Here is a 13,073-nt window from a genome sequence, read left to right as displayed (position 1 = left end):
GGAGCCGAGAGGGAAATGCGCCCGAGGGGGGCTTCGGGGGTAGCAGGGGGGAAACGAAAGAGGTCCGGCCTTGTGCCGGACCTCTTTCGTTTCTCTGTGCGGACGCTGTGACCGCCGGGGCGGCTCGCCGCGTCCGCCTCACTTCGCCCGGCGGGCCCGCTTGGCCAGTACCGTCGCCACCACGGGAATGAGCGTCTCCAGCGCCATCGTGACCGCCGCCACCGGAAGACCCGTCCGCTTCGACACCGCGCGGGCCGTCGGCGCGGTCGCCTTGCGCAGCACCGTGGTGAGCAGACCGCCGCCCACGCCCGTGCCGAGCCCCGCGAAACCGGCGACCCCGGTGAGCGGCTCCGGTTCCGAGGCGGCCTGCTCCAGCGCCTGGCTCAACTCCGCGGTCCCGCCCGGTGTCACCGCCTCGTCCGTGACCACACCGGTCAGCGAACCGACCGAGGCGCCCACGACCTGCCGAGCCGCGTCCGTGTCCGTGCCGAGCCGATCGGCCAGTTCCTGAAGCCGCTCGTCACCCAGCTCGGTCAGCACTTCGTCCTGCAGCGGTCGGTCGCTCATGTGCCGGACGCTACGCGGGCGCGCGAGCGGCGGCCCCCGGAGTTCGGCCGAACGCGTGAAGGGCCGCAGCCGGGTGGCCCGAGCGGCGTTGTCCACAGGGGGAGTTGCCGCCGGAGAGTTATCCACAGGGCGGCAACGGGGTGTCCGAGCCAACCGGTACCTTCGGAACAGATCACCAACGGGAGGGCCGGGAAAGGAGGCCGGGCATGGGCGAGTCGGGGCTGGCCGTGCTGGACGGCGTCCTGGAACGGATCACGTACGCCAACGAGGACACCGGGTACACGGTCGCGCGGGTGGACACCGGCCGTGGCTCGGGGGATCTGCTGACGGTCGTCGGCGCGCTGCTGGGGGCGCAGCCGGGGGAGTCGCTGCGGATGCACGGCCGCTGGGGCTCGCATCCGCAGTACGGCAAGCAGTTCAGCGTCGAGAACTACACGACGGTGCTGCCGGCCACGATCCAGGGGATACGCCGCTACCTGGGATCGGGGCTGATCAAGGGCATCGGGCCGAGGATCGCGGAGCGGATCGTCGACCACTTCGGCACCGGCACGCTGGAGATCATCGAGGGCGAGCCGAAGCGGCTGATCGAGGTGCCGGGGCTTGGCCCCAAGCGCACCAAGCTGATCGCCGCCGCGTGGGAGGAGCAGAAGGCGATCAAGGAGGTGATGGTCTTCCTCCAGGGAGTGGGGGTGTCCACTTCCATCGCCGTGCGGATCTACAAGGGCTACGGGGACGCGTCGATCTCCGTGGTGAAGAACCAGCCGTACCGGCTGGCCGCCGAGGTCTGGGGGATCGGCTTCCTGACCGCGGACCGGATCGCGCAGGCGGTCGGGATACCCCACGACAGCCCGGAGCGGGTCAAGGCGGGATTGCAGTACGCCCTGTCGCAGGCCACTGACGGCGGCAACTGCTATCTGCCCGAGGAACGGCTGATCGCGGACTCGGTGAAGCTGCTCCAGGTCGACACGGGGCTGGTGATCGACTGCCTGGGCGAGCTGGCCGAGGAGGAGGGCGTCGTCCGGGAGAGCGTGCCCTCGCCGGACGGGCACGAGGAACAGGTGAAGGCCGTCTACCTGGTCCCCTTCCACCGGGCCGAGATATCGCTCGCCGCCCAGTTGCTGCGGCTGCTGCGCGGACCGGAGGACCGGCTGCCCGCCTTCCGGGACGTGGAGTGGGACAAGGCGCTGGCCTGGCTGGCGACCAGGACGGGGGCCGATCTCGCACCGGAACAGCAGGAGGCGGTACGGCTGGCGCTGACCGAGAAGGTCGCCGTGCTCACCGGCGGCCCCGGCTGCGGCAAGTCGTTCACCGTGCGCTCGGTGGTGGAGCTGGCGCGCGCGAAGAAGGCCAAGGTGGTGCTGGCCGCCCCGACCGGCCGCGCCGCCAAGCGGCTGGCCGAGCTGACCGGTGCCGAGGCCTCGACCGTGCACCGGCTGCTGGAGCTGAAGCCGGGCGGCGACGCGGCGTACGACAAGGACCGGCCGCTGGACGCGGATCTGGTGGTGGTCGACGAGGCGTCGATGCTCGACCTGCTGTTGGCGAACAAGCTGGTGAAGGCGGTGCCGCCGGGCGCGCACCTGCTGTTCGTCGGCGATGTGGACCAGTTGCCGAGCGTCGGCGCGGGTGAGGTGCTGCGTGACCTGCTCGCGGCGGACGGCCCCGTGCCCGCCGTGCGGCTCACACGTATCTTCCGGCAGGCCCAGCAGTCCGGGGTGGTGACCAACGCGCACCGGATCAACTCCGGTGTCCCGCCGCTCACTCAGGGCCTGCCCGACTTCTTCCTCTTCGCCGAGGAGGACTCGGAGGAGGTGGCCAGGCTGACCGTGGACGTGGTGGCCCGCCGCATCCCGGCCCGGTTCGGGCTCGACCCGCGCCGGGACGTCCAGGTGCTCGCGCCGATGCACCGGGGTCCCGCGGGCGCGGGCGTGCTCAACGGACTGCTCCAGCAGGCCGTCACCCCGGCGCGGCCCGACCTGCCCGAGCGCCGGTTCGGCGGCCGGACCTTCCGGGTCGGCGACAAGGTCACGCAGATCAGGAACAACTACGACAAGGGCGCGAACGGCGTCTTCAACGGCACGGTCGGTGTGGTCACCGGGCTGGACAACGTCGAGCAGCGCCTCACCGTGCACACCGACGAGGACGAGGAGATCCCGTACGACTTCGACGAGCTGGACGAGCTGGCCCACGCGTATGCGGTGACGATCCACCGCTCGCAGGGCAGCGAGTATCCGGCGGTGGTGATCCCTGTCACCACCAGTGCCTGGATGATGCTGCAGCGCAATCTGCTCTACACCGCTGTGACCAGGGCGAAGCGGCTCGTCGTGCTGGTCGGATCGCGTCGCGCCATCGGTCAGGCGGTGCGGACGGTGTCGGCGGGAAAGCGCTTCACGGCTCTCGACCACCGGCTGTCCAGGGGCGCAAAATAGGCACTGAGTGCCACCTTTCGGCCCGATGGCCGACCCCGAGTGCACACGCCAGTGCCAAATGGGGGACAGTGGACCTCGTCAGGGCACCTCGAAGAAGAGGCAACACCGTCGGTGAGGGAATGACGTGAGCGACAAGTCTGTAGTACTGCGGTATGGGGACGGCGAGTACAGCTACCCGGTGGTTGACAGCACCGTCGGTGACAACGGCTTCGACATCGGCAAGCTGCGCGCCGACACCGGGCTGGTCACCCTGGACAGCGGTTACGGCAACACTGCGGCCTACAAGTCCGCGATCACCTTCCTCGATGGTGAGGAAGGCATCCTGCGCTACCGCGGCTACCCGATCGAGCAGCTCGCCGAGCGCGGAAGCTTCCTGGAGACCGCCTACCTGCTGATCAACGGCGAACTGCCGACGGTCGACGAGCTGGCCGAGTTCAAGGGCGAGATCACCCAGCACACCCTTTTGCACGAGGACGTCAAACGGTTCTACGACGGCTTCCCCCGTGACGCCCACCCGATGGCGATGCTGTCGTCCGTGGTGAGCGCGCTGTCGACCTTCTACCAGGACAGCCACAACCCGTTCGATCCCGAGCAGCGCCACCTCTCCACGATCCGGCTGCTCGCCAAGCTGCCGACCATCGCGGCGTACGCGTACAAGAAGTCCGTCGGTCAGCCGGTGGTCTACCCGCGCAACGACCTCGGCTATGTCGAGAACTTCCTGCGCATGACGTTCTCCGTGCCGGCCGAGGAGTACGAGCTCGACCCGGTCGTGGTCAGCGCCCTCGACAAGCTCTTCATCCTGCACGCCGACCACGAGCAGAACTGTTCGACGTCGACGGTCCGGCTGGTCGGCTCCTCGCAGGCGAACCAGTTCGCCTCGATCTCGGCCGGTATCAGCGCGCTGTGGGGCCCCCTGCACGGCGGCGCCAACCAGTCGGTGCTGGAGATGCTGGAAGGCATCCAGGCCGACGGCGGCGACGTGGACGCCTTCATCCGCAAGGTGAAGAACAAGGAAGACGGTGTGAAGCTCATGGGCTTCGGACACCGCGTCTACAAGAACTTCGACCCCCGGGCGAAGATCATCAAGTCGGCCGCGCACGACGTCCTGTCGGCGCTCGGCAAGTCCGACGAGCTTCTGGACATCGCGCTCAAGCTCGAAGAGCACGCGCTCGGCGACGACTACTTCGTCTCGCGCAAGCTGTACCCGAACGTGGACTTCTACACCGGCCTGATCTACCGGGCCATGGGCTTCCCGACCAGCATGTTCACCGTGCTGTTCGCCATCGGGCGGCTGCCCGGCTGGATCGCCCAGTGGCACGAGATGATCAAGGAGCCCGGCTCCCGCATCGGCCGTCCGCGGCAGATCTACACGGGCGTCGAGATCCGCGACTACGTGCCCGTCGAGGGCCGCTGAACCACGGGCTGAGCCTGGCCCCACCACGCATGAAGAAGCGCCCCGCGCTGGATCCCCCCACGGGTCCGGCACGGGGCGCTCCCGTTCCCGGAACGGATCCCCCCACGGGTCCGACCGGGCGTCTTTCGGCGGCTGCGCCGTGCCGGGACGACTGCGGCCCGGGAGGGCCGCTCAAAGCTCCCCGGACATCGCCCCGGCGACGCATTCCCGGGCCGTCCCCCAAGACAGCCCGTTCCGCAGCCCCCCACCGGCTCCGCCGGGAGCGCGGTGCTCAAGACATAAGACCCACGAACCACCGTAATGGTTACGTTCCAAGCCCTGTGATCTACGTCTCTTCGAAAGGGGGCGTTTTCGCAGGCTACCCCGCTCGCGGGCGGTATGGGGCGATCCCGTAGCGTGCTGTCTCCTCATGAGGGGCGGAGTACATGGCACAGAACGGGACAGCGGGCCGCAGCGTCGTCGTGACCGGCGGGGGTACGGGCATTGGTCGGGCGATCTCGATCCGCTTCGCCGAGGAGGGCCACCACGTCACGATCGTCGGCCGTCGCCGTGAGGTCCTGCACGCCACCGCGGAGGAGCTGCGCCGGGAGCGCGGCCTGGACGTCACCCCGGTCGCCTGCGACCTGGCCGACCCCGACGACGTCGAGGCGGCGCTCCGGCACCTGCCCGAGCAGGTCGACGTCCTGGTGAACAACGCGGGCAGCCGGGAACTGGCGATCGGCGCGGGCCCGCACGGGGTGCTCGCCCGCTGGCGCGGCGACTTCGAGCGCAATGTGCTGACCGCGGTGCTGCTGACCGAATCGCTGCGGGACCGCTTCACCGACAGCGGCCGGGTGGTCACGGTCACCTCGGTGGCCGCGCTGCGCGGCGGCGGCTCCTACGGGGCCTCCAAGGCCGCCCTGCACGCCTGGAACCACTCGCTGGCCGCCCAGCTCGGCCCGCAGGGCGTCACGTGCAACATCGTGGCGCCCGGCACCGTGGCGGGCACCGAATTCTTCGGCTCGCGGCTCAATGACGCCGAGCTGACCCGGCGGGCCGGGCGCACGCTCGTGGGCCGCGTCGGCCACCCCGCCGACGTGGCGGCGGCCGTGCTCTTCCTCGCGTCCCCCGAGGCCGGCTTCATCACCGGCGAGATCCTTCAGTGCAACGGCGGCGAACTGCTCGGCCGGTGACCGGGTGGTCCCTGCGCTCCGGAGGCCCTGTGCTCCGGAGGCCCAGTGCGCCGGGAGCATTCCGCGTTCCGTGACAGGCGCGCCCGTACTCCCTGAGGAGTAGCCCGACTGGACCCTCAGGATGAATTCTCCTGGGAGCCCCCGAGGAATCCCCTGATCCACGGGAAACCCCCTTGCCCCGTCCCACCGGCCGCTGTCAGTTTTGAAGCCCGGGGGCGGGAAGAGGGGCGGTGGAATGGACGTTGCACTGAACGTGTCGTCACTGGACTTCACCTCGGGTCTCGCTGAGTACCTGCGAGGTGGACACGTCTTCTGGGCATACGCGGTACTGGCCCTCACCACGGCCCCGCCGCTCGTGCCCAACTCGGTGCTGCTCGTGACCGGCGGAGTGATGGCGGCCGAGGGACGGCTGGACATCGCCCTCGTGCTGCTGGTGGTGGCGGGCAGCGCGGTCCTCGGCGACATGCTGATCCACCGCACTGGCCGGGCGCTCAGCGGCCGTGTCCTGGCCCGCATGGAGCGCAACGAACGCCGGGCGGCGCTGCTCAGATGGGCCGCCCTGCGGATACAGCGGCACGGTGTGCCCTTTGTGATCGGCGTGCGCTTTCTGCCCAGCGGCCGAGTGATAGGCGGTCTCGCGGCGGGTGTCGTGCGCTATCCCGCCCGGCGTTACGCGGTGGGCGCGGGTGTCGCGGAGGCCGTCTGGGCCAGCTATTCCGTCGGAGCCGGTTATTTCAGCGGCAAAGCCGCTTCCAACTCCTTCTTCGCCCTCTGCCTGGGGCTCGGTATATCGATGCTCGTCGCCGGTATCGGCACATTGGTGCAGTGGGTCTCGCGGGCGCGTGAGCGCCGCGATCCACGCCTGGTGGGGGAGCGCGAGGCGACCCGGCCTCCCTCGATGGTGGTACGGGCGTCCTTCGCGGGTGACGCGGTGGTCGTACCGGGACCCTCCGGCGGTGGTGGTACGGGACCGGCCGGTGGCCTGCCCGCGGGACCAGGGGCAGCGGCCACCACCACGTCGACATCCGTCACAGGCGCCACTGTCGCGCGCACAAGTCCGCCACCGGGCAAGGACCGGGGCGGATTTCCCTGTTTCTCGGCCGGCCGCGGCAAGTAGCCGTCGGCCGCGTCCCCGGACCCGGAGTCAGCGCGCGGCGGCGGTGTCCGTGCTGTCTTCTGGGCTCCTGTCCGGGGCGGCGCCCTTGTCCGGGGCGGCGGCTGCGGCGGGGGCGGCGGCCGTGTCCGGGGCGGTGACCGCCCCGGTGCCCAGGTAGGGCGCCAGATAGCGGTAGAGCATCCCCTTCATCTCCCGCGCGTACGCGTCCCGTTCCTCGCCCTCGTGCTGGACGACGAGGTCGAGTCCTGCCTTGAACATCGCGAAGGACATCTGCGCCACAAGCGTGCGTTCCGCTGTGGACAGCGACGGCTGACGGACGCCGAGCAGTTCGGTGAGGCGCGCGAGCAGTGACGCGTGCAGCTCGTCGTGGCCCTCGGCGACCTTGCCGGGAGTGTCCGGGCCCTTGATCAGGGCGAGGAAGGCCGGGTTGGCGCAGTTGAACTCGATGAAGGGGCCGGCGACGGCGTCGATCATCTCGTCCAGCGGCAGCAGGGCGTTCTCGACGGTGAAGACCCGGCCGTGGGCGGCTTCCATCTCCTTGGCGAGCTGGCTGCCCAGCTCGACGGCGATGGCCTCCTTGTTCGGGAAGAACTGGTAGAGCGTGCCCGGCGACACCCCTGCCTCGCGGGCGATCGCGTTGGTGCTGGACGCCGTGTAGCCCAGCGCGCAGAACACGCTCGCGGCGGCCTGGAGGAGCTGTGTGACACGCCGCTCGCCGCGGGCCTGCCGACGGCGCGGCTGCCGCTCTTCCGCCTCGGACACGGTGACTCCCCAGGGGTATTGACAAACACGAGCGGTCACTCGCATTCTTGAAACGCGAGCGACAGTTCGCATTTGCGATTCTACGTCGCACTACGGGGAGAGGACACCTTTTGTCATGGCTGATGTCAACCACGACTCCGAGGTCGGGGGCTGGACGCGGGCCGTCACGGCCCGGCCCAGGCTGACGCTGCTGCTCGCCCTCCTCTTCACCGCGCTCGCGGTCGTCGCCGGGCGAGGCGTGGCCGACCGGCTGGCCAGCGGCGGCTGGGAAGCGCCCGACTCCGAGTCCTCGTACGCGACCGCGGCACTCGCCGACCACTTCCCAGCCTCCCAGCCCAATCTGGTCCTGCTGGTCGACGCCAAGGGCGCGGGAGTCGACAGCCCCGCCGTGGCCGCGCAGGGGCAGGAGCTGGCCCGCAAGCTCGCCGCCGATCCGGCCGTCACCGGCGTCACCTCCTACTGGGGCACCCACGCGCCGGTGCTGCGCGCCAAGGACGACGGCTCGGCGATGATCACCGCCCGGCTCAAGGGCGACGACGACGCGGTGGCCACCGCCGTCAAACGGATCGCCCCCGCCTACCGCGGGGAGCACGGACCGGTCGACGTGAGCGTCGGCGGCTCGGCCGCCGTCCGGCACGAATTGCAGAGCACCATCCAGGACGACCTGGTCAAGGCCGAGATGATCGCCCTGCCCGTCACCCTGATACTGCTCGTCATGGTCTTCGGCAGCGCCATCGCCGCACTGCTGCCCCTGGGCGTCGGCATCATCGCGATCCTCGGCACCAACGCGGTGCTGCGCGCCATCACCTCGTTCACCGACGTCTCGGTCTTCGCGCAGAATCTCACCACCGCGCTCGGCCTCGGCCTCGCGATCGACTACGCCCTGTTCATCGTCCGCAGATTCCGCGAAGAGCTGGCGACCGGACTCACCCCGCGCGCGGCGGTCGGAGTGACCCTGCGCACCGCGGGCCGCACCGTCCTCTTCTCGGCCCTGACCGTCGCCGCCTCGCTCGCCGCGATGCTCGTCTTCCCGCAGTACTTCCTGCGGTCCTTCGCCTACGCGGGGATCGCCGTGGTGCTGCTGGCCGCCGCCGCGGCGCTGATCGCGCTGCCCGCCTGCCTGGTCCTGCTCGGAGACCGGGTCAACGCGCTGGATCTGCGCAAGGTACTGCGCCGCAGGCCCGCGAGCGACCCCGGCGCGGGATACGCCGCCTTCGCCCGGCTGGTGATGCGCAGGGCGCCGCTCTTCGCGATCGGCGCGGTCGCGGGCCTGCTGCTGCTCGGGCTGCCCTTCCTCCAGGTGCGCTTCGGCGCCGCGGACGACCGGCAGTTGCCCGCGGCGGCCGAGTCCCATGTGGTGCAGCAGCACATCCGCCAGGAGTTCCCCGGCAGCCCCGACGGCGCCATCACGGTGCTGGCCGAAGGCGCCGACCGGTCCCAACTGGCCGGATACGAGAAGCGGGTGGCCGCCCTGCCCGGCGTGGTCCGGGTCGAGGGGCCGGTCGTCGCCCGGGACTCAGGCGCCGCCTACATGACGGTGCTGTCCACGAGCGAGGCGGTGGACGCCGGCACCCAGCACCTGGTCGGCGCGATCCGCGCCGTGCCCACGGACTTCAAAGCCTCGGTGACGGGCCAGGCCGCCGTTCTGGTGGACACCAAGGACACCATCGGCCAACGGCTGCCATGGGCGGCCGGGATCATCGCCCTGGTCACCTTGCTGCTGGTCTTCCTGCTCACCGGCAGCGTGATCATCCCGCTCCAGGCGGTGCTGCTCAACGCGCTGAGTCTCACCGCGATGTTCGGCGCGGTGGTGTGGGTCTTCCAGGACGGTCATCTGTCCGGACTGCTGGGCTTCACGGCCACCGGCAGCATCGAGACGACCCTGCCGGTGCTGATGTTCTGCGTAGCCTTCGGACTCTCCATGGACTACGGGGTGTTCCTGCTTTCGCGGATCAAGGAGGAGTACGACCGGGGCGGCGACCACCAGGCGTCCATCGAGTTCGGGCTCAAGCGGACCGGCGGACTGATCACGGCGGCGGCGGTGATCCTGGCCGTGGTGATGGTCGCGATCGGCACGTCGCGGGTGGCCAACACCAAGATGCTGGGGCTCGGCATCGCGCTCGCGGTGCTCATGGACGCGATGGTGGTCCGCACCCTGCTGGTGCCCGCGGTGATGCGGCTGACCGGGCGGGCCACCTGGTGGGCGCCGCCGGTGCTGCGCCGCTTCCACGACCGGTTCGGCATATCGGAGAGCGGCGGCCAGGAGGCGGCGGAGGGCACGAAGGCCCCGCACTCCTCGCGGGAGCGGCGGGACCCCGAGCCGGCCACGCGGAACTGAGGCTCAGTCCGGATCCCGGCGGCCGCGGTTTCCCGGCCGCCGGGCACTCCAGGCCCTGACGGTATCGGCGTACCAGAAGGGCTTGCCGCCCTCGACGACATCGGGCGGCGGGAGATGCCCGTGCTTCCGGTAGGAGCGGACGGTGTCGACCTGTACGCGGATGTGCGCGGCGATCTCGGCGTACGACCACAGGGTCCGGTCGGTCATCCCAGGTACCTCCGTACGGCGGGGCTGCTGTTGATCAGCACCTTCGTCCGGCCAACGACAGGTGAGCGTCACCGCATGGGCTTGTTGATCTTCTGTGACACGGAACCCGCGTAACGGTGACAAATGTGGCGAACGGGTAACGACCGCGCAGGTCGTCCGGACCGTGGCGGTGAAAGGGGGCACGATGGCGGGCTGAGACCGGAGGAAATCCGCGAGCGGGCAATCCGCCCACCCCTCGGCTCCGAATACCGGTCGGAGACTTGCGCGGGTGAGTCGGGACGGGATGGATCGCAGATGAGGGAAGCCGTACGGCTGGACGGCGTCGCAGGCGCCGGCCCCGACCTCCAGGAGCTGCTGGTCGCGGTCGCCCGCGGCGACGAGGCGGCGTTCGCCAGGGTCTACGACGCGGTGGCCGGGCCCGTGCTGGGGCTGGTGCGCTCGGTGCTGCGGGACCCCGCGCAGTCGGAGGAGGTCGCCCAGGAGGTGCTGGTCGAGGTCTGGCAGACCGCGACCCGCTTCCAGGCATCCCGCGGCAGCGCCATGACCTGGGTGATGACGCTGGCCCACCGTCGCGCGGTGGACCGGGTGCGTTCCGCGCAGGCGTCCTCCGACCGGGAGCACAAGGCCGCGCTGCTTGAGCACACCCCCGCCTTCGACGAGGTCGCGGAACAGGTCGAGTCACGGCTGGAGCGCGAGCAGGTGCGACGCTGTATGCGGACGCTCACCGAATTGCAGCGCCAGTCGGTGACGCTCGCCTACTACCAGGGATTCACCTACCGGGAGGTCGCCGAGTTGCTCGCGGCTCCGCTGGGGACCGTCAAGACCCGACTGCGGGACGGACTCATCCGCCTGCGCGACTGCTTGGGAGTGAGCGCATGACGACCGCCGATCTGCATACCCTCACCGGTGCGTACGCGGTGCACGCGCTGCCCGACGGTGAGCGGGAGGAATTCGAACGGCACATCGCCGACTGCTCGGCCTGTGCGCAGGAGGTCCGTGAGCTGTCCGCGACGGCCACCCGGCTGGCGCTGGCCGCCTCGGTCGTGCCGCCGCCGCACATGCGTGAGCAGGTGCTGCGCCGGGTCGCCGCCGTGCGGCAGGAGCCACCGGTCGTCACGCGGCAGGAGCGGCGCGGTCTCGCCGGATGGATGGCCGGGGCGCGGCGGCTGCCGCGTTACGCGCTGGCCGCGTGCATGGCGGGAGTGGTCGGGCTCGGCGGGGTGGCCGTCTGGCAGCACCAGGCCGCCGACGACGCGAGGCAGCGGGCGAATCAGGCCGAGCAGCGGGCGGGCGAGCTCTCCCAGGTGCTCTCGGCGCCCGACGCGGCGAGCACCACACGGAAGCTCAGCACCGGCACGACCGCGACCGTGGTGGTCTCCCGGAGCCTGGGCAAGGCCGCTTTCCTGGCCGCCGGTATGCCGACGCCGGCGGCCGGGAAGACGTACGAGCTGTGGTTCGACGACGGCGGGAAGATGCGGCCGGCGGGTCTGATGGACCCGTCAGCCACCGACCAGGCCGTGGTGCTGGACGGGCGGATCGACAACGCCTCCGGGGTGGGCGTGACGGTCGAACCGGCCGGCGGCTCGCAGCAGCCGACGAGTGCCCCGCTGGCGCTGGTGACGTTCCCGGCGGCGGCCCGTGCCTGAGACGTCGCGGACCGGGTCGTCCATCGCGCTGTTCACCGCGGACCTGCGGTTGCACGACAACCCCGTGCTGGCCGGGGCGGTGGCGGCGGCCGGGAGCGTGGTCCCGCTGTTCGTGGTGGACGAGGGCATCGCGCGGGCCGGATTCGCGGTGCCGAACAGGGCGGCGTTCCTCGCCGACTGCCTGGCCGACCTGGACGCGGGCCTGCGGGCGCGCGGCGGGCGGCTGGTCGTGCGGCGCGGCGACGTCGTCGAGGAGGTCGTCCGGGCCGTCGGCGACAGCAGGGCGCGGCAGGTGCACATCGCGGCCGGGGTGAGCGGTTACGCCCTGCGCCGCGAGGACCGGCTGCGCAAGGCCCTGGCGGAGGCGGGCTGCGAGGTGGTGGTGCACGAGGCCGTGGTCACCGCGGCCCCGCCCGGCGCCGTCACCCCCGTGGGCCGCGACCACTTCGCCGTCTTCACACCGTACTTCCGGCGCTGGGGCGCCGAGCCCCAGCGCCGCGTGCTGGACGCGCCGCGCAAGGTCACCGTGCCCGAGGACGTGAAGTCCGCCGCGCTGCCCTCCGCCGCCGAGTTGACCGGGCCGGGCGGCGGGCAGCCGTCGCCGGGCCTGCCGCCCGGTGGGGAGACGGCGGGTCGCAAGCTGGCGGGCAGTTGGTGGCGTTCGGGCCTGGAGGGTTACGCGGACCAGCACGACGACCTGGCGGGTGACGCGACCTCCCGGCTCTCGCCGTATCTGCACTTCGGGTGCGTGTCCGCGACCGAACTCGTCCACCGGGCGCGGTCGGTGAGCGGCCGGGGCGCGGAGGCGTTCATCCGGCAGCTCGCCTGGCGCGACTTCCACCATCAGGTGCTCGCCGCGCGGCCGGACGCGGCGCACCGCGACTACCGTTCCCGGCACGACCGTTGGCGCACCGCCCCCGAGGAGGTCACCGCCTGGCGCGAGGGCCGCACCGGCTACCCCATCGTGGACGCCGCGATGCGCCAACTGCTGCACGAGGGCTGGATGCACAACAGGGGCAGGCTGCTCGTGGCGAGTTTCCTGACCAAGACGCTGTACGTGGACTGGCGGGTCGGCGCCCGGCACTTCCTGGACCTGCTGGTCGACGGCGACATCCCCAACAACCAGCTCAACTGGCAGTGGTCGGCGGGCACCGGCACCGACACCCGGCCCAACCGGGTGCTCAACCCGCTGCTCCAGGCGGCCCGTTTCGACCCGGACGGCGACTATGTGCGGCGCTGGGTTCCGGAACTGGCCGAGCTGGAGGGGGCGGCGGTGCACCAGCCGTGGAAGCTGTCGGGTCCGGAACGGGAGCGGTTCGACTACCCGGACCCGATCGTGGCGCTGAGCGAGGGTCACGCCCGCTTCTCGCGGGCCCGCGGCCTGGACGACTGACCGCGAACCGACCGAGCCACCGAGCCCACCG

11 protein-coding genes are annotated in these 13,073 nt (G+C 71.0%); 8 read left to right on the top strand and 3 right to left on the bottom strand.

Features of this window, described 5'->3' with window-relative positions; all coding sequences use genetic code 11:
• Positions 1-138 precede the first annotated feature (138 nt).
• The gene (locus ACIOC1_RS11860) at positions 139-567 is read right to left on the bottom strand and encodes a DUF937 domain-containing protein (RefSeq protein WP_391046885.1); all 429 of its coding nucleotides are present in this window, start codon (positions 565-567) and stop codon (positions 139-141) included.
• Between the two features lie 206 nt (positions 568-773).
• Between ACIOC1_RS11860 and ACIOC1_RS11855 the strand changes: the two genes are divergently transcribed.
• The 4 genes from ACIOC1_RS11855 (at position 774) to ACIOC1_RS11840 (ending at position 6,696) form a co-directional block, all read left to right on the top strand.
• Positions 774-2,993, top strand: coding sequence for an ATP-dependent RecD-like DNA helicase (locus ACIOC1_RS11855; RefSeq protein WP_401853563.1), 2,220 nt, complete (start codon positions 774-776; stop codon positions 2,991-2,993).
• 124 nt (positions 2,994-3,117) lie between these two features.
• The gene (locus tag ACIOC1_RS11850) at positions 3,118-4,407 is read left to right on the top strand and encodes a citrate synthase (protein ID WP_188280320.1); all 1,290 of its coding nucleotides are present in this window, start codon (positions 3,118-3,120) and stop codon (positions 4,405-4,407) included.
• 425 nt (positions 4,408-4,832) lie between these two features.
• On the top strand, positions 4,833-5,579 hold the full coding sequence (locus ACIOC1_RS11845) for an SDR family oxidoreductase (protein WP_355337035.1): 747 nt from the start codon (positions 4,833-4,835) through the stop codon (positions 5,577-5,579).
• Between the two features lie 235 nt (positions 5,580-5,814).
• On the top strand, positions 5,815-6,696 hold the full coding sequence (locus tag ACIOC1_RS11840) for a DedA family protein (protein WP_401304742.1): 882 nt from the start codon (positions 5,815-5,817) through the stop codon (positions 6,694-6,696).
• 27 nt (positions 6,697-6,723) lie between these two features.
• On the opposite strand, the gene ACIOC1_RS11835 is transcribed toward ACIOC1_RS11840, so the two are convergent.
• Positions 6,724-7,503, bottom strand: coding sequence for a TetR/AcrR family transcriptional regulator (locus ACIOC1_RS11835; RefSeq protein ID WP_401853558.1), 780 nt, complete (start codon positions 7,501-7,503; stop codon positions 6,724-6,726).
• Between the two features lie 70 nt (positions 7,504-7,573).
• Here ACIOC1_RS11835 and ACIOC1_RS11830 point away from each other — a divergent pair, with 70 nt between their 5' ends.
• The gene (locus ACIOC1_RS11830) at positions 7,574-9,796 is read left to right on the top strand and encodes an MMPL family transporter (RefSeq protein WP_401853555.1); all 2,223 of its coding nucleotides are present in this window, start codon (positions 7,574-7,576) and stop codon (positions 9,794-9,796) included.
• Between the two features lie 3 nt (positions 9,797-9,799).
• Here ACIOC1_RS11830 and ACIOC1_RS11825 read toward each other — a convergent pair whose 3' ends face one another.
• On the bottom strand, positions 9,800-10,003 hold the full coding sequence (locus tag ACIOC1_RS11825) for an AlpA family transcriptional regulator (protein WP_188280324.1): 204 nt from the start codon (positions 10,001-10,003) through the stop codon (positions 9,800-9,802).
• A gap of 294 nt (positions 10,004-10,297) precedes the next feature.
• On the opposite strand from ACIOC1_RS11825, the gene ACIOC1_RS11820 reads away from it, so the two are divergent.
• The 3 genes from ACIOC1_RS11820 to ACIOC1_RS11810 are packed head-to-tail and all read left to right on the top strand — an operon-like array spanning position 10,298 to position 13,042.
• Positions 10,298-10,882: a sigma-70 family RNA polymerase sigma factor gene (locus ACIOC1_RS11820; RefSeq protein ID WP_188280325.1), complete on the top strand. Its 585-nt coding sequence runs from the start codon at positions 10,298-10,300 to the stop codon at positions 10,880-10,882.
• The gene (locus ACIOC1_RS11815) at positions 10,879-11,649 is read left to right on the top strand and encodes an anti-sigma factor domain-containing protein (protein ID WP_401853550.1); all 771 of its coding nucleotides are present in this window, start codon (positions 10,879-10,881) and stop codon (positions 11,647-11,649) included. The genes ACIOC1_RS11820 and ACIOC1_RS11815 overlap by 4 nt, the downstream gene beginning before the upstream one ends.
• Positions 11,642-13,042 carry a cryptochrome/photolyase family protein gene (locus tag ACIOC1_RS11810; protein ID WP_401853547.1) on the top strand — a complete coding sequence of 467 codons (1,401 nt, stop codon included), beginning with the start codon at positions 11,642-11,644 and terminating at the stop codon, positions 13,040-13,042. Before ACIOC1_RS11815 ends, ACIOC1_RS11810 begins: the two co-directional genes overlap by 8 nt.
• The last annotated feature ends 31 nt before the right edge of the window (positions 13,043-13,073 follow it).

The sequence above is a fragment of the Streptomyces sp. NPDC088197 genome (assembly GCF_044741185.1).
Taxonomy (GTDB): domain Bacteria; phylum Actinomycetota; class Actinomycetes; order Streptomycetales; family Streptomycetaceae; genus Actinacidiphila.
Note: the sequence above shows the minus strand (reverse complement) of the source record. Positions and strands in the feature narration are given on the sequence as shown.

Bases quoted from the DNA above. Each gene is read 5' to 3' on its own strand.
- ACIOC1_RS11840 (WP_401304742.1), top strand. From the start codon at position 5,815: ATGGACGTTGCACTGAACGTGTCGTCACTGGACTTCACCTCGGGTCTC.
- ACIOC1_RS11815 (WP_401853550.1), top strand. From the start codon at position 10,879: ATGACGACCGCCGATCTGCATACCCTCACCGGTGCGTACGCGGTGCAC.
- ACIOC1_RS11830 (WP_401853555.1), top strand. From the start codon at position 7,574: ATGGCTGATGTCAACCACGACTCCGAGGTCGGGGGCTGGACGCGGGCC.
- ACIOC1_RS11845 (WP_355337035.1), top strand. From the start codon at position 4,833: ATGGCACAGAACGGGACAGCGGGCCGCAGCGTCGTCGTGACCGGCGGG.
- ACIOC1_RS11825 (WP_188280324.1), bottom strand. From the start codon at position 10,003: ATGACCGACCGGACCCTGTGGTCGTACGCCGAGATCGCCGCGCACATC.
- ACIOC1_RS11855 (WP_401853563.1), top strand. From the start codon at position 774: ATGGGCGAGTCGGGGCTGGCCGTGCTGGACGGCGTCCTGGAACGGATC.
- ACIOC1_RS11820 (WP_188280325.1), top strand. From the start codon at position 10,298: ATGAGGGAAGCCGTACGGCTGGACGGCGTCGCAGGCGCCGGCCCCGAC.
- ACIOC1_RS11835 (WP_401853558.1), bottom strand. From the start codon at position 7,503: ATGCGAGTGACCGCTCGTGTTTGTCAATACCCCTGGGGAGTCACCGTG.
- ACIOC1_RS11860 (WP_391046885.1), bottom strand. From the start codon at position 567: ATGAGCGACCGACCGCTGCAGGACGAAGTGCTGACCGAGCTGGGTGAC.